This is a genomic window from Amycolatopsis oliviviridis, from assembly GCF_014654365.1.
Lineage (GTDB): Bacteria > Actinomycetota > Actinomycetes > Mycobacteriales > Pseudonocardiaceae > Amycolatopsis > Amycolatopsis oliviviridis.
Genome location: NZ_BNAY01000003.1, coordinates 23522 through 43225 on the forward strand (window position 1 = coordinate 23522; position 19704 = coordinate 43225).

Annotated in this window: 18 protein-coding genes; 8 read left to right on the forward strand and 10 right to left on the reverse strand. The window is 70.0% G+C overall.

Translation table 11 applies throughout. The features are described from left to right. Window positions 1–80: 80 nt before the first annotated feature. Window positions 81–863 carry a GAF and ANTAR domain-containing protein gene (locus IE302_RS13150; protein WP_191254812.1) on the forward strand — a complete coding sequence of 261 codons (783 nt, stop codon included), beginning with the start codon at window positions 81–83 and terminating at the stop codon, window positions 861–863. Window positions 864–944: 81 nt separating this feature from the next. Here the strand turns inward: IE302_RS13150 and katG are convergent, their stop codons facing one another. Both katG and IE302_RS13160 read right to left on the reverse strand, forming a co-directional pair. Then, window positions 945–3179, reverse strand: a complete 2235-nt coding sequence (gene katG / locus IE302_RS13155; RefSeq protein WP_191254813.1) for a catalase/peroxidase HPI — start codon at window positions 3177–3179, stop codon at window positions 945–947. A gap of 27 nt (window positions 3180–3206) precedes the next feature. Beyond that, window positions 3207–3629: a Fur family transcriptional regulator gene (locus tag IE302_RS13160; RefSeq protein WP_191254814.1), complete on the reverse strand. Its 423-nt coding sequence runs from the start codon at window positions 3627–3629 to the stop codon at window positions 3207–3209. A gap of 125 nt (window positions 3630–3754) precedes the next feature. Here IE302_RS13160 and IE302_RS13165 point away from each other — a divergent pair, with 125 nt between their 5' ends. Next, window positions 3755–4807, forward strand: coding sequence for an NsdA family TPR-like regulatory protein (locus IE302_RS13165; protein ID WP_229907753.1), 1053 nt, complete (start codon window positions 3755–3757; stop codon window positions 4805–4807). Between the two features lie 75 nt (window positions 4808–4882). Beyond that, entirely contained in the window at window positions 4883–6199 is a 1317-nt protein-coding gene (locus IE302_RS13170; RefSeq protein WP_191254815.1) for an amidase family protein, read from the forward strand. Here IE302_RS13170 and IE302_RS13175 read toward each other — a convergent pair. Continuing rightward, window positions 6175–7044: a LysR family transcriptional regulator gene (locus tag IE302_RS13175; protein ID WP_191254816.1), complete on the reverse strand. Its 870-nt coding sequence runs from the start codon at window positions 7042–7044 to the stop codon at window positions 6175–6177. The two genes, IE302_RS13170 and IE302_RS13175, sit on opposite strands and share 25 nt — an antisense overlap. 93 nt (window positions 7045–7137) lie before the next feature. Between IE302_RS13175 and IE302_RS13180 the strand changes: the two genes are divergently transcribed. Continuing rightward, complete coding sequence (locus IE302_RS13180; RefSeq protein WP_191254817.1) at window positions 7138–7677, forward strand: cysteine dioxygenase family protein; 540 nt, start codon at window positions 7138–7140, stop codon at window positions 7675–7677. 75 nt (window positions 7678–7752) lie between these two features. Here IE302_RS13180 and IE302_RS13185 read toward each other — a convergent pair whose 3' ends face one another. Beyond that, on the reverse strand, window positions 7753–8727 hold the full coding sequence (locus IE302_RS13185; protein ID WP_191254818.1) for an AraC family transcriptional regulator: 975 nt from the start codon (window positions 8725–8727) through the stop codon (window positions 7753–7755). 107 nt (window positions 8728–8834) lie between these two features. Between IE302_RS13185 and IE302_RS13190 the strand changes: the two genes are divergently transcribed. Next, window positions 8835–9947 carry an FAD-dependent monooxygenase gene (locus IE302_RS13190; RefSeq protein ID WP_191254819.1) on the forward strand — a complete coding sequence of 371 codons (1113 nt, stop codon included), beginning with the start codon at window positions 8835–8837 and terminating at the stop codon, window positions 9945–9947. 208 nt (window positions 9948–10155) lie between these two features. Here IE302_RS13190 and IE302_RS13195 read toward each other — a convergent pair whose 3' ends face one another. After that, window positions 10156–11049 (reverse strand): hypothetical protein, encoded by an 894-nt coding sequence (locus IE302_RS13195; protein ID WP_191254820.1) that lies wholly within the window; start codon window positions 11047–11049, stop codon window positions 10156–10158. Then, complete coding sequence (locus tag IE302_RS13200; RefSeq protein WP_191254821.1) at window positions 11046–11396, reverse strand: hypothetical protein; 351 nt, start codon at window positions 11394–11396, stop codon at window positions 11046–11048. Before IE302_RS13200 ends, IE302_RS13195 begins: the two co-directional genes overlap by 4 nt. A 45-nt stretch (window positions 11397–11441) precedes the next feature. Here IE302_RS13200 and IE302_RS13205 point away from each other — a divergent pair, with 45 nt between their 5' ends. Beyond that, window positions 11442–14675, forward strand: a complete 3234-nt coding sequence (locus tag IE302_RS13205) for a CHAT domain-containing tetratricopeptide repeat protein (RefSeq protein WP_191254822.1) — start codon at window positions 11442–11444, stop codon at window positions 14673–14675. Between the two features lie 9 nt (window positions 14676–14684). Here the strand turns inward: IE302_RS13205 and IE302_RS13210 are convergent, their stop codons facing one another. The 3 genes from IE302_RS13210 to IE302_RS13220 form a co-directional block, all read right to left on the reverse strand. Then, window positions 14685–15347: a response regulator gene (locus IE302_RS13210; protein ID WP_191254823.1), complete on the reverse strand. Its 663-nt coding sequence runs from the start codon at window positions 15345–15347 to the stop codon at window positions 14685–14687. Then, entirely contained in the window at window positions 15344–16498 is a 1155-nt protein-coding gene (locus IE302_RS13215; protein ID WP_191254824.1) for a sensor histidine kinase, read from the reverse strand. Before IE302_RS13215 ends, IE302_RS13210 begins: the two co-directional genes overlap by 4 nt. A 101-nt stretch (window positions 16499–16599) precedes the next feature. Next, a complete protein-coding gene (locus tag IE302_RS13220; protein ID WP_191254825.1) occupies window positions 16600–17388 on the reverse strand; it encodes a S1 family peptidase in 789 nt (262 codons plus the stop codon). 251 nt (window positions 17389–17639) lie between these two features. On the opposite strand from IE302_RS13220, the gene IE302_RS13225 reads away from it, so the two are divergent. Continuing rightward, entirely contained in the window at window positions 17640–18461 is an 822-nt protein-coding gene (locus IE302_RS13225) for a S1 family peptidase (protein WP_191254826.1), read from the forward strand. A 209-nt stretch (window positions 18462–18670) separates the two neighbouring features. After that, entirely contained in the window at window positions 18671–19363 is a 693-nt protein-coding gene (locus IE302_RS13230) for a trypsin-like serine protease (protein ID WP_191254827.1), read from the forward strand. 23 nt (window positions 19364–19386) lie between these two features. On the opposite strand, the gene IE302_RS13235 is transcribed toward IE302_RS13230, so the two are convergent. Continuing rightward, window positions 19387–19626, reverse strand: a complete 240-nt coding sequence (locus tag IE302_RS13235) for a three-helix bundle dimerization domain-containing protein (protein WP_191254828.1) — start codon at window positions 19624–19626, stop codon at window positions 19387–19389. Window positions 19627–19704 lie beyond the last annotated feature (78 nt).

Genomic DNA, 19704 nt, shown 5'->3' on the forward strand with positions numbered 1-19704 from the left:
GTCCACAAAGGACCCTGATTGGGGATCGGTGTCACGGGGTATCCGCCCGGGGACACGGAACCCTACTGAAATGGTCACTGATGGCGGACGAACGACTGTGGCGGCGAGACAAGGCCGAATTCGGCGCGGGCGGTGACGCGTCCGCCGGCCCGCTGTCCGAGCAGTTCGTCGAGCTCACCCGCCTGTTGCTGGCCGCGTCGACCCCGGCCCAGGTCCTCGAACAGGTCATCGACGCCGCGTACCGGGTGGTGCCGGGCGCGGATCTGGTGTCGGTGACCCTCCGCTCTCCGGACGGGACCTTCCACACCCCCGTGTCGACCGGCGAGGTGGCGCTGGAGCTCGACGAGGTGCAGTACCGCGCCGGGAACGGCCCCTGCGTCGACGCGGCCGACAAGGGGAGCCCTGGTTACATCCGCAGCGAGGACCTGACGGCGGAGAAGAGGTGGCCGGACTTCTCCGAGGCCGCCGTGAGGCGCGGCTACACCGCGATCCTGTCCACCGTCCTGGTGCCCGACGCGAAACCACCGAGGCTGCCCGGGGCACTGAACATCTACAGCCGTCGCCCCGGCGCTCTCGACTCTTTGGCCCAGGACACCGCGCTGCTGCTGGCCACCCACGGCTCGCTCGCCCTGGCGGGCACGGCCGCCGTGAGCCGGGCGGAGCTGGAGGCGGGCCACCTCCGGCGCGCCGTCGAATCCCGCGACGTCATCGGCCAGGCGAAGGGCATCCTCATGCAACGACGCGGCCTGACCGCCGACGAAGCCTTCGACCTGCTGCGCCGCACGTCGCAGGACCTCAACGTCAAACTCGCCGAGCTCGCCCGCACGCTCGCCACCCGGCACACCGAACTCGACGTCCCCTGAAGCGCGTGAAGGCCCCCTTCCCTCGGCTCAGCCGAGGGAAGGGGGCCTTCACGCGCTATCGCGTTCAGAGGACCAAATGCGTCAGGCGAGGTCGAACCGGTCGAGCTCCATGACCTTCGTCCAGGCCGCGGCGAAGTCGGCGACGAACCGCTCGCGGGCGCTCTGACCAGCGTAGACCTCGGAGAGAGCCCGCAGCTGGGAGTTGGAGCCGAAGACGAGATCGACCGCGGTGGCGGTCCACTTCACCTTGTCCGTGGCCACGTCGCGGATCTCGTACACGTTCTCCTCGGACTCCGACACCTTCCATCGCGTGCCGGGCGAGAGCAGGTTGGTGAAGAAGTCGTTGGTGAGCACGCCCGGCCGGTCGGTGAGGACGCCGTGCCGGGTCTCGCCGTGGTTGATCCCGAGAGAACGCAGACCGCCGGTGAGGACGGTCATCTCGGGCGCGGTCAGGTCGAGCATGTAGGCGCGTTCGACGAGGAGGACCTCCGGCTGCTGCTTCTCACCGGGACGCAGGTAGTTGCGGAACCCGTCGGCACGCGGTTCGAGCAGGGCGAACGATGCGACGTCGGTGTCCTCCTGCGCGGCGTCGGTGCGGCCCGGGCGGAACGCCACGGTCACCTCGGTGCCCGCGTCGCGCGCCGCCTTCTCGACGGCCGCCGAGCCCGCCAGCACGATCAGGTCCGCCAGCGAGATCTTGGCGCCGCCCGCGTCGTTGAACTCGGTCCGGATGCCTTCCAGCGTCTCCAGGACGCCTTCGAGCCGCTTCGGCTCGTTGACCTCCCAATCACGCTGGGGTTCCAGGCGGATCCGGGCGCCGTTGGCCCCGCCGCGTTTGTCGGTGGACCGGAAGCTCGCCGCGGCCGCCCACGCGGTGCCGGCCAGCTGCGCGACCGTGAGACCGGATTCGAGCACCTTCGCCTTGAGCGCGGCGATGTCGGCGTCGCCCACGAGGTCGTGGTCGACGTCCGGCACCGGGTCCTGCCACAGCTGCGGCTCGGGCACCCACGGCCCCAGGAAACGGCTGACCGGGCCCATGTCGCGGTGCAGCAGCTTGTACCAGGCCTTGGCGAACGCGAGCGCGAACTCGTCCGGATGGTCGAGGAAGCGGCGCGAGATCCTCTCGTACGCCGGGTCGACGCGCAGCGCCAGATCCGTCGTGAGCATGGTCGGCTTGTGCTTCTTGGCCGGGTCGTGAGCGTCCGGGATGATCGCCTCGGCGTCCTTGGCGACGTACTGCTTGGCACCGCCCGGGCTCGTGGTGAGCTCCCACTCGTAGCCGAAGAGGATCTCGAAGAACCGATTGCTCCACTGCGTCGGCAAGTCGGTCCACGTCACTTCGAGACCGCTGGTGATCGTGTCGGTGCCCTTGCCACTCCCGTGGGTGCTCAGCCAGCCGAGGCCCTGCGCCTCGATCGGGGCGGCTTCGGGTTCCGGGCCCACGTGCTCGTCCGCGTCGCCCGCACCGTGCGTCTTGCCGAAGGTGTGGCCACCGGCGATGAGCGCGACGGTCTCCTCGTCGTTCATCGCCATCCGGGCGAAGGTCTCGCGGATGAAGTGCGCCGCCGCTGCCGGGTCCGCGTTGCCGCGCGGCCCCTCGGGATTGACGTAGATGAGGCCCATCTCCGTCGCGCCGACGTCCGACACCATCTCGGTCTCCCCGGCGTAGCGCTCGTCACCCAGCCAGGTGTCTTCCGGGCCCCAGAAGATCTCCTCGGGCTCCCAGGTGTCCACGCGGCCGAAGCCGAAACCGAACGTCTCGAAGCCCATCGACTCCAGCGCGACGTTGCCCGCGAGCACGAGCAGGTCGGCCCACGAAACCCGCTGGCCGTACTTCTCCTTGACCGGCCACAGCAGCCGCCGTGCCTTGTCGAGGTTGGCGTTGTCCGGCCAGCTGTTGAGCGGGGCGAACCGCTGCCCGCCGTCACCGGCTCCGCCGCGGCCGTCGTGGATGCGGTACGTGCCCGCGGCGTGCCAGCTCATGCGGATCATCAGGCCGCCGTAGTGACCGAAGTCGGCGGGCCACCAGTCCTGCGAGGTGGTGAGCACCTCGACGATGTCCTGTTTGAGCGCTTCGACGTCGAGCTTGGCGAACTCCTTGGCGTAGCTGAAATCCACGCCGAGCGGATTGGCCTTCGACGAGTGGGCGTGCAGCACCGACAGGTCGAGCTGGTTGGGCCACCAGTCCTTGTTGGTGCGCGGGCGGCCGCCCCGCTTCGGGGTGGGCGAATCGATCGCCGGGTTCTCGCTCTCGCTTCCGTGCGCTGTCACGGAGTCTTGGGCCACCGGGCAGCCCTTCTCCGGTGTGTCACTCATGGAACTTCCTTCCGAGCTGGTGAAACTTCACTGGACCGGTTCGGCCGCGCACTCGGGGCAGACACCCCAGTAGACGACCTCCGCCTCGTCGATCACGAAACCGTGGTCGCTCCCGGCGGTGAGACAGGGGGCGTGACCGACCGCGCAGTCGACGTCCGCGATCGCGCCGCACGAACGGCACACGACGTGGTGATGGTTGTCCCCCACCCGGGTCTCGTAGCGGGCGAGCGCGCCGGCGGGCTGGATGCGCCGGATCAGGCCGGATTCGGTGAGCGCCCGCAGCACGTCGTAGACCGCCTGGTGCGAGACCGTGGGGAGCTCGGCCCGCACCAATGCGATCACCGTTTCGGTGTCGACGTGCGGATTGTCACGCAGCGCCGCGAGCACGGCCAGCCGGGGCCGCGTCACGCGCAACGAAACCGCCCGCAGCTGCGCCTCGAAGTCGGACATCACCGAAAACGATAGGAGCGTGTCTGGACTCGGTCAAATCAAAGCGGGGAAACGAACCCCGCGTTTGAAAAAGATCAACCCCGGGTAATCGCCGACCGAGGCTCGACTTCGAGCGGGGTGAATTCATGACGAACACCGGGAACGGCGAGCCGCCGCGCCGAGTCGGGACCGCCGACGTCGAGTGCCTCGAAAACGCCGTCGATGTACTGCGCGCGTTGGACTACCGGCAGGGCGGTGCCTTCTGCCGGGACGCGGTGCACGTCGTGAAAACGGTCAGTCTCCTGCTTCATTGGAGCGCGGTTCCCGGCGCGCTCCGTTCCCGGTTGCTGACCGTGCTCGCCGATCTGCACAATCTGCTCGGCTGGACGGAGTTCGACATCGGCCGCCGGATACCGGCGCGAATCCGCTTTGATCGCGCGCTCACTCTCGCCGCCGAGGCCGGGAACGACAATCTCGTGGCCAATATCCGTTATCGCCTCGCGCGGCTGGCCCTGCACCATGACGACGTCGAAAGCGGGCTGGATCATCTCCGCCGAGGACAGTCCGCCGCGCACCGGTCCGGTTCCGGGCGGGCGCGGGCGATCCTGACGGTCAACGAGGCGTGGGCGCTCGCCATGACCGGTGACGAACGGTCCGCCCTCGCGTGCCTCGAACGAGCGGAAAGCCAGTTCGACAGAGCGGACACCTGGACTGCCGCACGTCCCTGGGAAGCCTTCTTCGGCACCACGGACATGGCGGCGATGCGCGGCACCGTCCTGACCGAACTGGCCAGGACGGCCGGCCCCCGGCACAGTGACGACGCGATCGCCCGGCTTCGCGACGCCACCGGCGGCTACGGCGCGGAAATGTCCCGCAGCCTGACCCTCACCCTGATCATGCTCGCGCAGAACCACGCGCTCCGAGGGGATCTCGACGAAGCGGTCCGCGCCGGGACCGAGGCCGTCGACCTGGCGCGCGGCCTCGGTTCCAGCCGGACGAAGGACAGGCTCGCGCCGCTGGCGGGGCTGCTGCGCGGGCGCGCCGGTGATCCCGGCTCACGCGACCTGCTCGAACGGATCGACGGCTATCGCGCCACCCCGGTCGCGAACCCGGCACACCGCCGTCCGAGTCCACAAAGGACTGACGAGCCCAACGGCCGCGGTCAGGGTCGCGACGAGCAGTGCCGACCGCAGGAGTGACCGGATCCGGCCGGAGCTTAATTGAAATGATTGTCCTTATCGCCACCTGCGCCCTTGTCCCGCTAAGCTGGCGCCGTGAAAAGAGCCTGGAGCGCCGAGGAAAGCCGCTCACGAGCGGAAGAAGTCCGGGATCTCCACGCCATCGCCCATCTCGCGACGGCAGGCCGCTCACCGGGACCGGCCGGCCCGCTGGCGGGCGTCCCGATGGTCGTCAAGGACAACATCCACGTCGCGGGCATGCCGAACACCGCGGGCACCCCGGCGCTCGCGGACCATGTCCCGCGCGAGCACGCGAGCGTGGTCCGGCGCCTGATCGACGCGGGCGCCACCGTCATCGGCAAGGCGACCATGCACGAGCTCGCGTTCGGCATCACCTGCGACACGACACCGGTGGGCCCGGTCCGCAACGCTCACGACCCGTTCCGCTTCGCCGGCGGAAGCAGTGGCGGGACGGCGGTCGCCGTCGCGGCCGGCATCGTCCCGGCGGGCCTGGGCACCGACACCGGGGGCTCGGTGCGCGTCCCCGCCGCGCTCAACGGGGTCTGTGGTTTCCGGCCGACCACGGGCCGCTACCCGGCCGACGGCATGACACCGTTGAGCGGCACCCGGGACACGGCGGGACCGATCGCCCGCACGGTCACCGAACTCGCGCTCCTCGACTCGGTCCTCGCGGCGGAGCGGCCCGAACCCCTCGCCGAGGTCCCGCCGCCGGCGATCCGGCTGGGCGTGCCGCACGGCTTCCTGACCGGCGACCTGGACGAGGAAGTCGAAGAACTGTGGGAATCCGCGGTGACCCGGCTGCGCGCGGCCGGGGTGACGATGGTGCCCGTCGACGACACCGCGCTCGCCGAGCTCAGCGCCGATCAGGGAATGTCCCTGGTGATCCACGAAGCGGGCACCGGACTCCGGGCGTACCTGGAGGAACACGTACCCGGCGTCTCGTTCGAGCGGCTCGTCGGCGAAGTCGCCGCGGCCGATGTCCGGGCGATCTTCACCGACTCGGTCGTACCGGGTGTCGCTCCGGCCGTCTACGAAGCGGCCCTCGCCACCCGCTCGGCCTTGCGCGGCACCTACGCGAGAGTCTTCCGCGAGTGCGGCATCGACGCGCTGGCGTTCCCCACCACCCCGGCGACGGCCAAGGAGTTCTCGGCCGTCGGGGACTTCGTTCTCCGCGGGCGCGTGGTCCCGACGTTCCCCACCTTCATCCGCAACTGCCAGCACGGCAGCATCGCGGGCTTCCCCGGCTTGACCGTCCCGATGGGGCGCGACCAGAACGGGCTGCCCGCCGGGCTGGCGCTCGACGGCGCTCTCGGCGAGGACCGGAACCTGCTGGCGATCGGGGCTTCCGTCGAGCGGACCCTGGCCGATCAGCAGGCTTCGATACTGGCCTGAAGCGCGCGGATGAGCGCCGCGGCGGCGGGCGGATCCGGCGGATCGCCGTAGGTGACGGCGTAGATCTGGCGAGGATCCTCGGCCAGTTCGGTGGCGTGGATACCCGGCAGCCGGTGCGCGCGCAGCGCCAGCCTCGGCAGCGTCGTGACGCCCATCCGGGCGGCGACCAGCGCCTGCATGACCACTATGTCGTCGCTGACCATGGAAATCCGCGGCGCGAACCCGGCACGCCCGCAGATCGTGACGAGTTCGTCCTGGCACCGGCCGCAGCCGCCGATCCAGGTGGAGTCCCGATGGTCGGCGACGGTCTGCCCGGGTTCGCTGGAGATCAGGTAGATCGGGTCTTCGAGCAGATGGACCAGCCGCAGCCCCTGTTCCTCGCGCGGTGTGTCGGCGTACCGGAAGATCAAGGCGACGTCGATCCGCCCTTCCCGCAGCATGCGCAGCGCTTCGCCGGGATGCTCGTCGACCAGGCCCAGCTCGATCCCGGGATGGGCGCGGGCCAGCGCGGCGGCCGCCCCGGGAACGATGGTGCTCAGGATCGACTGGAACCCGGCCAGCCGGACCCGTCCGGCCCGTAACCCGACCTGTGCGGCCAGCTCGGCCTCCGCGCCTTCGACCCGGCCGACGATTTCGGCCGCGCGGGTGGCGAGCAGCTTCCCTTCCGGGGTGAGCCGGATCCCGCGGCCGATCCGCTGGATCAGTTTCGCGCCGGTGGCGGCTTCGAGCCTCGCGAGCTGATGGCTCACCGCCGGTTGGGTGTAATGCAGTTCCTTCGCCGCCGCGGTCATCGAGCCGTGTCTGGCGACAGCCGCCAGTACCGTGAGCTGGACCAGATTCAGCATACATAAAGAGTACCTATGAGATCGGAACAACGTCGTCATTGGACGTCCACCGAAGCGCGGACCACGATGAGAAGCGACGGAAGGAGAACATCGATGACCGCCGCTTCCACCAATGTCAGACCCGGCCTCGCCGAGCTGATAAAACGGCTTCGCCTGTGCACCGGAAGAACGCACGAACCCCTTGTCACCGCGCAGGCCGTCGCCTCCGTTCTCACCGAACTCCGGCCGACCCCGGATCTGCTCACCGCGGAGGAACGCGAAGGGTCCGCGACGGGATACACCCGCAACACCCTGCACGCCGAAGCCGACTTCTCGATCACGGCCCTGGTCTGGCGGCCCGGCCAGCGCACCGAGATCCACGATCATCTGGTGTGGTGCACTTTTCTTGTGCTCCAAGGAACCGAGACCGAGAATATCTTCGACATCAAGGGCGATCGGCTGGTCCGGACAGCGCAGCGACAGCGCCCCACCGGCTCGGTCAGCGGGGTCGCGCCGCCCGACGACATCCACCAGGTGCACAACGCGGGCGACATCGTCGCCATCACTTTGCACGTCTACGGCGCCGACCTCAGCAAGGGCTCCAGCGTGCGCCGCAATTACCAGCTGCGCGGCGGACCGACCTATAATTCGTGAGCATTACTCCATTTCGACCAACGCGCTCGTCCGGAATTCATTTCGAGCCGGGAAAATCCGTCTCGGCCAATTACGCTACCGCCGGGCGGCGGTGGCCGACGGGAGTTCCCCGAACCGGGAACGATAGTCGCTCGCGAATCGGCCGAGGTGGGTCACACCCCAGCGATACGCTATTTCCCCGACCCGGTCGCCGGTCGAGAGCAGTTCGTGCCGGATCCGGTCCAGCCGGAGACCGCGGACGTAGCCCATCGGAGAGATCCCGAGTTCTTCCCGGAACACCCCGCTGATCGTCCTCGCGCCGCATCCGGCGGCCTCCGCGATCCGGCCGAGGGAGATCGGCTCCGCCAGATGGGCTTCGACGAAGGCGACGGCCACCCGCAGCGCCCGGGGATGCGGGGTCGCGGGAACGCCGCGCAGCGTGGCGCTGTGGGTGTGCGGCTGGGCCAGCAGCAACGCGGTCGCGATGCAGCGCAATTGGCTTCGCCGCAGTTCTTCCCGCTGGAGCAGCGGATCACCGGAGCCGAGCTGCTCGATCAAGGACCCGATCAGCAGCTTCACCGTCTTGCCCCGCGACCCGGAAAGGTCGAGCGGAAGGTCGAAACGCACGGCGGCGCTCACCGGGCGCCCGGTGAGCGCCGCGTACTCCCGGCGGACGAGCCCGGCGCCGATCCGCAGGCCGAGGCATTCCGTGCCCGGCCGCTTCGGGCGCAGTTCCTGGACGTCACCCGGGTTGACCACCCCGGCCAGCGTCCGGCCGAGAACGGCTCGCCCGTCACCGCTGCTCGCCCAGACCTCACCGGCGAGGCCCAGGTTCACGAAGTACGAATCCCTGCCGGGCACCGCGCCGACCCGGACGGCCAGCGGCGAGGCGAAGTAGCCGACGGTGAAGTCCGGGCCCGCGACACCGCGGACCTCGTGCTCACCGTCGGAGAAGGGACCGATCGGGCTGGTGGTGACCTCACCGCCGAAGAGCCGGGACGCCGCGTGGAGCAGGTTCACCGGATTGCCGGACTTCGTGATGACGAAATCGCGAAGAGGACCCGACGCCATCGCTCACCTCCCGGACGATCATGGCATCGGGTGATCCGTTGCCGGAACCGGACAGCCCTTGCCGGAACCGGATCACGAACGCGAGGCCGCCTGCCTAACTTGACCGGATGGACATCAAGAACGGCACGCGTTCGGCACTGATCGTCGGCGCCGGGATCGCGGGACTGACCGCGGCGAGTGCGCTCCGCCGCCGCGGATGGCTTGTCGAGATCGTCGAAAAGGACGCCGAGGGCACCTCCGCGGGCTGGGGGCTGAGTTTGACCGGCCCCTCGCTGCGGGCGCTCGACGACCTTGGCCTGACCGATCGGTGCCTCGCCGCCGGATACGGCATGAGCGTCGTCACCAACACCGCCCCGGACGGAGCGGAGAGCACGTTCGAATTCCCGCGCCTGATCGGCCGTGACCGCCCGGCGATGGCGGGGATCGCGCGCCCGGAACTGCACCGGATCCTGCGCGCCGAAGCACTGCGGCTCGGCACCCGGATCCACTTCGGACTCAGCGTTTCCCGCCTGGGCCTCGAAAACGGCCGGGCGCGTGCCGAACTGACCGACGCGACGACGCGGACCGTCGACCTGCTCGTCGGCGCCGACGGGATCCGCTCCGCCGTCCGTGACCTCATCGGCCGCCCCACCCCGATCCGCTATCACGGCCAGCAGGTCTGGCGTGCCCTCATCCCGCGCCCCGGATGGGCCACCGGCATCCACACTTTCGCCGGTACCGGCCATCAGACGGGAGTCGTGCCGATCTCACCCAGCCAGGCGTACGTCTTCCTCACCGAGAACGACGTCCGCCCGGAGGACGAGCCCGCTCCGCGGATGGAAGATCTGCTCGCCTCCTTCACCGGCCGTGCCGCCGAACTCCGTTCCCTGGTCGCGCGATCCGATTCGGTGATCCGGCGGCCCGTGCGGACCACGCTCGCCGCGTCGTCGTGGTCCGGCGGCCCCGGCGTCATCATCGGCGACGCCGCGCACGCGCCCTCGCCGCAAACCGCTTCCGGGGCCGCCCTCGCCATCGAGGACGGCGTGATCCTGGCGCGGGAGCTCGAAGATCGCCCGGACGTCCCGGAAGCCCTCCGGGCGTTCGCCGTCCGCCGCGGGGAACGGTGCGCGGCCCTGGTCGAGACCTCGGTCGCGATCGCCGCCTTGGAACGGCAAGGGCGGCACCACGAGTCGTATCCGCTCATCGAAGCCTGCCATCACCGGATGGCACTCCCGGCCTAGCTTGAGTTTATCGATGGGCGTGACTTTGCGAAGGGGCCGACGCCTCAAAGGCCGTACCGACCGGCGGACGTGTTGTGAAAGCCACTTTCGCAACGTTGAAGGTTGCGAAAGTGGCTTTCACAACACGCCACCTTTGCCTTTCCGCTCAATGACCCTCATCGCCACTCACGACCCCGTTCCTGGGGCCGGTGTCAGGCCGCGTCCTGGTTCAGCGGCCCTTGCGGAAGATCGCGGACACCTGCGCGCCCTCGTCGACCTCCATCGGCCCGGCCGCTCGCAGGGTCTCGACGCCGACCGCGGTCGCCAGCGCGCACCCGTACAGGTCGAGCGCGGACTCGGCCAGCCCGGTCAGATCGGTGATCGCGGCCCGGCCGCGGACCCAGCCCGTCGTGCCGATCACCACCGCCACCACGATCGCGGGCCACCAGAACACGCCGAGCAGCAGCGTCGGCCAGGCCCAGCTCGCGACCGTGACCGCCGCCGCGAACGCCCCGTTCGCGGCGGAGATCTCGGCCCGCGCGGTCTCCGGCATGGTGAGCCACAGCCGGGGCCACGCGAACGGGAGATCCAGGCCGTACCGCGCGGCGGCGATCGCTTCCACGGCGTGAATCCGGTCGCCCATCCAGGTCGGCCTGCCCGGCCGTGCCATCGCGACCGCGTTCATCCGCGCGGTGGCCCGATCGATCTCGTCCTGTGCCGAGGCGCTTCGGGCCGCCGCCGGTTCCGCGGCTTCCAGTTCCTGCCGGTGCCGCAGGCGCCGTTCCCACTTACGGACGCGCCGGGCGGTCAGGATCGCTCCCGGCCACCGGCCCAGCCACAGTCCGCGGGTGACCCCCGCCATCGCCTGGACCAGCAGGCCGACCCCGGCCGACGCGAGCAGCGCCGCGACCAGCACGACCACCTGCACGGCGCCCGCCCGTCCGGCGACCGACGTCGCGGCCGTCGTGAACACCCGCGACGCCATCGACAGGTCCAGCGCGTGCGCGTGCCCCAGCCGGACGCCGAGGAGCGCACCGGCGACGAACAACGCGCCGGGTACGAACAGCAGGCCGACCCACCGCTGCGCGAGGGTTTTCGCCAGTTCCTTGAAGAAGTCGCTCATCGAAGGCGTTTCATCGCCGAGTCGGTCAGCCGGCACCGGGGCACCGGCCCGGCCGGGACCGGCCGTTCCTCGCGCGAGCAATGGCCGTGCGGGCAGCCGAACAGTTCCTCGTGTGCCCGTCCGGTCCCGGCGCCGGGCAATCCGCCGTGCAGCGCACGGTTCCCGGTCGCCGGGTCGATGCCGAAGTACCGGCTGAGCAGGCCGGAGATCGGCCGCCCCTCGATCGCGGCCCGCTCTATCCTGGCCAGTTGCCCGATCTTCGTCTCGTCGAGCCGCGCGACCTCGGCACGCAGTTCCGGCAGTTCGAGGCAGAACCGGGCCACCACTCGCCGTTCGGCGTCATCCATCCGGTTCCTCCCCGCTCGCGCCTGGTTTGGGTACGGTATCGGCTGGTGGCACATTATGAGGCGCTGAACCGATTGTCCGCCCGGCTGGCCGAATACCAGCGGTCGGGCGAGCCGGGAACGTTGTTCACGGCGGAAGCCGCGGCCGACGCGGACGAAGTGACGCCGATAGCGTTGTCCGCCACGGACGACCGGTGGGCGGCGACGTGCCAGGTACTCGGCTGGTGGCGTTTTTTCCGTTGCTCCGTTCTGGGTACGGACGACAAATACGCGGAATTGGCCAAGGCGCTCACTTTTCTCACCCGGCTGGCGGATCAACCCGCCGCGCTGCCCGGACCGGTGCGGTCGCTGATCGGCCCGGCGGCCGAGGCGAACGCCCAGGCTGAGATCGGACGCGACCTGCTGCTCGCCGGATCGCGCTCCCCCGATCCGCAGTTGCTCGACGCCGGGATCATGCTGCTGTCGGCGGCGACCGACGCCGGCGATCCCCGGGCGGGCGGTCGCGTCGCGCTGCTCATCGTGGGATACCAGTGGCGTTACCGGCGCACCCGCCGGATGGACGATCTCGAACGGACCATCGAAACCGGGGAGCGGGCGATCCGTGTCCTCCCCGCGGATCATCCGGAACTCGCGGGCATCCTGTCGAATCTCGGCGTGGCCTATCGCTCCCGCCACGGACGGACCGACGCGCTGCCGGATCTGACCCGGTCGATCGAACTCACCACGGCGGCGGTGAACTCCAGTCCCGGCGACGCTCCCCTGCGCGCGGCGGGTCTGGCCAATCTCGCCGACACCTATTGCGACCGGTCGATCAGAACCGGCGACCTCGGTGACCTGGGCACCGCGATCGACCACGCCGAACAGGCCTTGGCTCTCGCCGGCCCCGGGGATCCGGACCACGCGAGCTGCCTGGCCAGGGTCGGCTCGATCCGGTTCCGCCGGTACGAGCGCTTGGGCGACGTCGCCGATCTGCGGCAGGCCATCGAATTCGAGGAACGGGCACTCGCGGCGGACCCGGACCTGTTCAAACCGCTGACCGACCTGTGCGTGCTGTATCGCGAGCGGTACCAGCGGCTCGGCGACGTCGCCGATCTGCGCCGTGCCGTGGAGTCGGGCGAGCGGGCGCTGGCGTCGCTGCCCGGCGACGACGCGCGCCGCGCCATCCCGGCGTCCATGCTCAACCTGGCCTGCCGTCACCTCTACGAAGCGACGCGGGACTTGGCGCAGCTACGGCGCGCGATCGACTACGGCAGGCAGGCGGTGGCGGCCAGCCCCGCCGGTTCACCGGACCGGGCGAGCGCGCTGGGCAATCTCAGCCCGGCGCTGCAACGACTCTACGAGCACACCGGCCTGCTTTCGGATCTCCAGCAAGCCATCGACGTCGACGAAGAAGCCCTCGGGCTGTTGCCCGACGGTCATCCGACCCGCGTCACGTCGCTGTCCAATCTCTGCGTCGCCTACGGGAGCCGGGCGGAGCACACCGAGGCGTCCGCCGACCGCGCGCACGCCATCGAAGTGGGTGAGCGGGCGCTGGCCGCCATCCCGGCCGACGACCCGACCCGGAACGTCACCGTCCGGACGGTGTCCGCCGCCTACCGGGAACAGTTCAAGCACCACGGCGGCATCACCAACCTGGACCGGGCGATCGAACTCGCCCATCTGGCGCTGGACACGCTGCCTACCGGCCACCCCACCCGGCATCGCTGCCTGTCCGACCTCAACACCGTCTACCAGCTCCGGCACCGGCATTCCGCCGACGAGGCGGACATGCGGCGCGGAATCGGGTTCCAGGAGCAGGCGCTGGCGTGCCTGCCCGCCGGTCATCCCGAACTGGCCAGGGTGGCCGCGAACCTCGGGCAGGCGCACCACCAGTTCGCCGACACGACGGGCCACCCCGTGGACAGGGACCGCCTCGGCCCGCTCATCGACGTGATCGTCGAGTCGGCCGCCACGGCTTCGATGACGCAGCAGGTCCGCTCCTTTCACGTGGCGGGCCGGGTGGCGACGGTCCTCGGCGACCATCGCCGTGCCGCGACACTGCTGGACTCGGCCACCGCGCTGTTGTCGTCGCTTCCGCCGTCGGGCGCGGACTGGCGCGACCGCGAATTCCGGATAGGCCAGTACACCGGGCTGGCGCGGGAAAGCGTCGCCGCGCACTGCGCCGTCGGCGATCCGGCGGGTGCCGTCGAGGCGGCCGAGCGCGGCCGGGGCGTCCTGCTCGCCGCCGAACTCGACGTCGGCGCGGATTCCGTTGCGACACCGAGGTTTCCCGAACTGCGGACGGCGGCGGCCGACGGCGTGGTGGTGCTGGTCAACACGAATCTCCGCCAGGGCGAGGCGATCATCGTCACGGCCACCGGCGACCCGGTCCTCGTCCGCCTGCCCGGCCTCGGCGGCGCCGGGCTGCACGAGCGGGTCCAGCACCTCATCGACGTCAACCAGCGAAGCGGGTTCGCCGCCGCATTGCAGCGGCAGCGGGTCATCCCGGACATCACCGGCTGGCTGTGGGACGTCGCCGTCGCCCCGATCCTGGCCGCTTTGCCCGCCGCGCAACGGGTCTGGTGGATGCCGACCGATCTGCTCGGCCTGTTCCCTTGGCACGCCGCCGGACGTCTGGGCGAACCGGGCGCGCTCGACGCCGTGGTGTCCTCCTACACCGCGACCCTGCGCACGTTGTCCCACGCCCGCTCCCGCCCGCCCTCGGCCGGACGACGGCAGCTGACCGTCGCCGTTCGCGACGCCCCGGACGCGATCCCGCTGCCCGCCACCGCCGACGAAGCGGAACACCTCCACGGCGCCCACCCGGATCTGCCGCTGCTGATCGACGAGCACGCCACGTCCGACGCCGTGCTCGGCGCGCTGCGCGAAGCGACGTGGGCCCATTTCGCCTGTCACGCCGACGCCGATCTGCTCGTCCCTTCCCGCAGCGGGATCCGGCTCCACGACGGGATCCTGACGCTGTCCGAGATCAGCCGCCTGCGGCTGGCCGACGCCGAACTGGCCTACCTGTCCGCCTGCTCGACCGCGAACCCGGGCATCACCCAGGCCGACGAGTCGCTGCACCTGGCGTCGGCGTTCCAGATGGCGGGGTTCCGCCACGTCATCGCCACCCTGTGGCCGATCGCCGACGACATCGCGGCCACCACCGCGCGCGAGATCTACCGGCACCTGGACGAAACGCCGTCCGCCGCCCACGCCGTCCGACGGGCCACGCTCGATCTGCGCGCCGAACACCCGGATCGCCCGGACCTGTGGGCTTCGCTCATCCACAACGGTCCCTGAGCCCGGCGGCTACCGGCGCGGGCGGCCGAGCTCGTGTTCGTAGGCGTAGATCGTGGCCTGCACCCGATCCCGCAGCCCGAGTTTGGCCAGCATCCGGGACAGGTGCGTCTTGACGGTCGCCTCGGACAGGAACAGCCGCGCCGCGAGTTCCGCGTTGGACAGGCCGTCGGTGAGCAGCACCAGCACTTCACGCTCGCGGTCGGTCAGCGTGGCGAGTTCGGAGGGCGGTTTCGGTGGCGCGCTGGACGTCTTGGCGAACTGGTCGATCACCCGCCGGGTCACCGTCGGGTCCAGCAGGGCCCGGCCCTCGGCCACCACCCGCACCGCGTGCACCAGTTCCTCCGGCGGCGCCTTCTTCAGCAGGAACCCGCTCGCCCCCGCACGCAGCGCCTCGTACACGTAGGCGTCCACGTCGAAGGTGGTCAGCACGATCACCCTGGTGGGTTCCGATTCCATCGCGCACAGCTGCCGGGTCGCCTCGATGCCGTCCAGCTCCGGCATCCGGATGTCCATCAGCGTGACGTCCGGCCTGGTCCGCTGCGCGCACTCGACGGCCTCGACGCCGGTGGTGGCCTCGCCGACGACCTCCAGATCGGGTTCACCACCGAGGATCAGCCGGAACCCGGCACGGACGAGGTACTGGTCGTCGGCGAGCAGGATCCGGATGGTCATCGTGCCGCTCCCGCCGTCGGAATGGTCGCGGCGACCCGGAACCCGCGTTCGGGCAGGGGGCGGGCTTCCAGGGTGCCGCCGTAGAGCGCGGCTCGTTCACGCATGCCGATCAGGCCGTGCCCGCCGCCGCCCGGTTTGCCGTTCGCCGCCGCCCCGTCGTCGGTGATCTCCAGACGCACCGCGCGCGGCTCGTAGCGGATCGTCGCGTCGACCCGGCTCGCCTTGGCGTGTTTGAGCACGTTGGTCAACGCCTCCTGCAGGATCCGGTAGGTCGACAGGTCCACGCCGGGCTCCAGGTCACGTGGTTCCCCGAGGACGCGCAGCCGCGCGGCCAGCCCGGCGGCGCGCGCGGGCCGCAGCAGTTCCTCCGCGTCCGCGAGCCGCGGCACGTCCACCGGCGGCTCGTCCAGCGGCGAGCGCAACAGCTGCAGCACCCGCTGCATCTCGTCCTGCGCCTGCCTGCCGGTCTGCTCGACGACCTCGAGAGCGTCGTGTTCGGCCCGCTGGTCGGAACGCAGGAGACGGCGGGCCCCGCCGGCGTGCAAGGTCATCACGCTGATGCTGTGCGCCACGACGTCGTGGAGTTCGCGGGCGATCCGTACTCTTTCCTCGGCCATCGACGCCGCCGCGCGCTGCTGCGACAACTGCGCCCGCAGGGCACCCATCTTCATGCTGTGCCCCACCAGCCAGGCCAGCACCATCAACGAGCCGTGATACACGAAGTCGCCGATCGGCGGCCGCAGGTCGCTCTGCGCGATGAGCAGGGGAATCCAGGTCATCAGCAGCGAGAGGACCAGCGCCAGGAAAGGCGAACGGGCGTAGTAGCCCGCCGAACCCACGACGACGAACGCGGTCAGCGTCTTGGTCAGGTTCCCGCTCTGCAGCGCGGGATCGATCAGCTCGGCCGCCTTGGGGCACATGAGCGCGACGATCAGCACCGCGAACGGCGCGCGGCGGCGCAGCAGCAGCGACAGCGGACCGGCCAGCCAGACCGCCACCGCCACCGGTTTCAGGTAGCCGTCCGGGCCGAAGTCCACCTGCGAATCGATCACGCCCAGCACGATCAAGGTGGCGACGACGAGCACTTCGGCCAGTGGCCGGAACCGGCGCAGCCGATCGAACCCGGCCGCCGAGAACGGCATCGCACCCATGTCCCTGCCTTCCGCCCTCGCGGTGGGACGACGCCCCGCGCGCGCACCAGCCCGGAACGTCCACAGTGGACGTTCCGGGCACGGTCGTGGAACCGGGCGTGTCAGCGGAGGTCGGTACCACCGCCGCCGGTAGTCTGCGTCACCCAGTCCTTGTAGGCCACCACCGAGGTGTAGATGGACGGTCCGGTCGCGCAGGTGGCGTCACCGTTGCCGCTGCGGCTGGTGTCGCCGATGAGCCGCCATTCCTCCCCGCTCTTGACGATCTGCGGTCCGCCGGAGTCGCCGTAGCAGGCACCCGAGTTCTGGTTCGGGTTGTCCGTGCACAGCTCGACCTTGCCGTCGATGTCGGTGCACTTGTCGGCCTCGAGCACCTTGGTGTCCAGCTGCTGCAGCTCGTCGGGAACCTCACCGCAACCCCGGGTCGGGCAGGTCTGGCCCCACCCGATGATCCGCGACTCGGTGCCCGGGTCGGCCTTGTCGGCGAGCTGGACCGGCTTGGAGGTGGCCTTCGCCGCCAGCTTGATCAGGGCGATGTCCCCGCCGGCCTTCTGGCCGTCGTAGTCCGGGTGCACCTTGATCTCCGCGGCCTGGGCCTCCTCGCCGCCCTGGGCCCAGGTCTTCGTGCCGATCCGCAGTTTCACCTGCTCCGGCTGGGCGTCCACCACACAGTGCGCGGCGGTGAGCACCCACTCCTCGCTGATCAGCGATCCACCGCAGAAGTGGCTGCCGCTGGACTGCAGGGAGACCATGAACGAGTAAACCTGGTCCGCAGGCTGCCCGCCGATGATCTTCGGCGTGATCGGGTCGGCGCTCGCCGGTACGGCGGTGATCACGGCGATTCCGCAAGCCGCGGCCGCGGCCAGGCCGGCGGCCATGAAACGTGCCTTCATAGTGCGTTCCTTCCGGGTCCCCTTGGACGAGACATCACGGAAGGTAGGGATCTTGAACCAACGAGTGACACCTACTCAGGTAGGTCACCGGTCAATCGTTCGGATGAGATCACGCCGTGAAGCGACTCCATCATCCGTCCGGATGACCGCGCCCCGCCGAAAGGCGCTGGTAGGGGCCCTCTCGACCGGACTACTTCTCGATACAGCCCCCGAGTCCCCTGCTCGAGGGCGACGACGAGAAGGAGATCGACATGACGAACGGCTCGCGCCGCATGGCGCTGTTGGTGGGTACGGTCGCGGTGGCGGCGGCTTCGATCGCCGCCACCGCGACCAGCGCCATCGCCGCCCCGCCGCCGCCTCCGGTCAAGCCGTTCGTGGTCGGCGGCGAGGACACCACCACCGAGGAGAACCCCTTCGCGGTCGCGCTGCTGAGCGCGGGCGGGCAGTTCTGCGGCGGCACCCTGGCCGCGAAGAACAAGGTCGTCACCGCGGCGCACTGCACCGTGGACATCAAGGACAAGCCGGAGCAGGTCCAGGTCGCGATCGGCCGCACCAAGATGTCCAGCGAGGAGGGCAAGGTCTTCAAGGTCAAGGCCATCTGGGTGCACGAACAGTACGACGCCGGCAAGACCACGGCCGACGTTTCGGTGCTGACACTGGAAAGCGACACCGACGCCAAGCCGATGGAGCTCGCCGGCAAGTCCGACGAGGGCTACCAGCCGGGCGCCGAGGCCGTGGCCCTTGGCTGGGGCCTGACCTCCGAAAACGGAGAGCAGTCGGACAACCTGAAGAAGGTCTCGCTCCCGGTCGTCTCCGACGACGGCTGCAAGACGGCGTATCCCGACGGCTACGTGGCGGAAGCCCACGTGTGCGCCGGTGTCGAGGAGGGCGGCAAGGACACCTGCCAGGGCGACTCCGGCGGTCCGCTGGTCGGTTCCGGCGGCAAGCTGATCGGCGTCGTCTCGTGGGGCGAAGGCTGTGCCCAAGCGGGCAAGTACGGCGTCTACAGCCGTGTTTCGACCTACCTCGACGACATCAAGAAGCAGCTCGACGGCGGCACCGACACTCCCTGATCCCGGACGTGCGGGGGCGGTCGCCGACCGCCCCCGCACGCTTTCCAAACGGCAAATGGGAATTTCCCGCACGCGACGGTCGACGAAAGTAGGTGGCCCCCTCGTCCCGGGTCCGTGAGGGTGAGTGACCTACTCAGTCGGACGGCGACCCGGGAGGTGTGTGGGCGATTCCCAAAGTCGCGAAGGGGGCGATCCTGCACGGTGTCGTGGTGACCGTGGTGACCGTCGCCGCCGCCGTCGCGGTGGGTGTGGCGGGCCGCCACCAGGGCGCCGGCGATCCGGAAGGGACCTCTCCCACCCTCGCCGCCGATTTCTCGACGTCGGGCCCGTGGGACGCCCGGCTGCTCACCGACGGCGACGAGCTGTGCAACGCCACGATCATCGCTCCGCGCTGGATGATCACCACCGCCCGGTGCGCCCGGCACCCCTCGGAGATCGAGTTCGACCTCGACAGCGAGAGCCAAGGCGCTTCCCGGACCGCGGTCGTCTCCGTCGACAGCGTCCGAACGCATCCGGACGCGGATCTCGCGCTGGTGCGGCTCGATCACGATGTCCCTGGTCCTTACGCACCGCTCGGCACCGAGAGCCCGCGAGCGGGGGGACAGGTGCGGACCTATGGCTGGTCGATGTCCTGCGAGGGCGACGAAGCGTTGTGCGCGACCGATCTGCAGACCGCGTCCAGCACTCGGGTGACCACCGAGAACTGCGGGGGAACCGCCACCATCTGTCTCGCCAGGGACGAGGGCTGCGCGACCGAGAACGACTTCGCCCGGCCCCTGTTCGCTTCCGGGCCGGGCGGCGCCTGGTACCTGATCGGGCTGTCGGGTGCCTGCCACCCGACCCCGGCTTACACCGACGTGACGCGGTACCGCGACTGGATCAGGCAGAACGCGGGCGTCTGAATCATCGTGGAGGCGGCGCTTCCCTACGGCTTGCGATGCTTCGCCTGGGGCAGGGTCAAGGTCAGCCGGACCGCGCGCTCCACCAGGATCGGGACGAAAGCGTGGATCCGCGCCCCGGCGAACCGGGACCGCTCGTGTTCCACCAGGTCGTGCAGGGCGGATCGGGTGATGCCGGAGTAATCGTGGGTCAGCCGGTCTTCCAGCTGCCGGAAATGAAGATCGAGCTGTTCGGTCGCCATCGTGTCCAAGGTCGGAGTGCTCATCCTGCTCTCCTTCGACGTCGCTGTCCGCTGCCTGCAAGGTTCCCCATCACATGGCACCGAGATGAACGTGGCGTGAAC

What these genes read in the sequence shown, in the direction of transcription:
- IE302_RS13150 (WP_191254812.1), top strand. Translation starts at nt 81, where the DNA reads ATGGCGGACGAACGACTGTGGCGGCGAGACAAGGCCGAATTCGGCGCG.
- katG (WP_191254813.1), bottom strand. Translation starts at nt 3,179, where the DNA reads ATGAGTGACACACCGGAGAAGGGCTGCCCGGTGGCCCAAGACTCCGTG.
- IE302_RS13160 (WP_191254814.1), bottom strand. Translation starts at nt 3,629, where the DNA reads ATGTCCGACTTCGAGGCGCAGCTGCGGGCGGTTTCGTTGCGCGTGACG.
- IE302_RS13165 (WP_229907753.1), top strand. Translation starts at nt 3,755, where the DNA reads ATGACGAACACCGGGAACGGCGAGCCGCCGCGCCGAGTCGGGACCGCC.
- IE302_RS13175 (WP_191254816.1), bottom strand. Translation starts at nt 7,044, where the DNA reads ATGCTGAATCTGGTCCAGCTCACGGTACTGGCGGCTGTCGCCAGACAC.
- IE302_RS13180 (WP_191254817.1), top strand. Translation starts at nt 7,138, where the DNA reads ATGACCGCCGCTTCCACCAATGTCAGACCCGGCCTCGCCGAGCTGATA.
- IE302_RS13185 (WP_191254818.1), bottom strand. Translation starts at nt 8,727, where the DNA reads ATGGCGTCGGGTCCTCTTCGCGATTTCGTCATCACGAAGTCCGGCAAT.
- IE302_RS13190 (WP_191254819.1), top strand. Translation starts at nt 8,835, where the DNA reads ATGGACATCAAGAACGGCACGCGTTCGGCACTGATCGTCGGCGCCGGG.
- IE302_RS13195 (WP_191254820.1), bottom strand. Translation starts at nt 11,049, where the DNA reads ATGAGCGACTTCTTCAAGGAACTGGCGAAAACCCTCGCGCAGCGGTGG.
- IE302_RS13200 (WP_191254821.1), bottom strand. Translation starts at nt 11,396, where the DNA reads ATGGATGACGCCGAACGGCGAGTGGTGGCCCGGTTCTGCCTCGAACTG.
- IE302_RS13210 (WP_191254823.1), bottom strand. Translation starts at nt 15,347, where the DNA reads ATGACCATCCGGATCCTGCTCGCCGACGACCAGTACCTCGTCCGTGCC.
- IE302_RS13215 (WP_191254824.1), bottom strand. Translation starts at nt 16,498, where the DNA reads ATGGGTGCGATGCCGTTCTCGGCGGCCGGGTTCGATCGGCTGCGCCGG.
- IE302_RS13220 (WP_191254825.1), bottom strand. Translation starts at nt 17,388, where the DNA reads ATGAAGGCACGTTTCATGGCCGCCGGCCTGGCCGCGGCCGCGGCTTGC.
- IE302_RS13225 (WP_191254826.1), top strand. Translation starts at nt 17,640, where the DNA reads ATGACGAACGGCTCGCGCCGCATGGCGCTGTTGGTGGGTACGGTCGCG.
- IE302_RS13235 (WP_191254828.1), bottom strand. Translation starts at nt 19,626, where the DNA reads ATGAGCACTCCGACCTTGGACACGATGGCGACCGAACAGCTCGATCTT.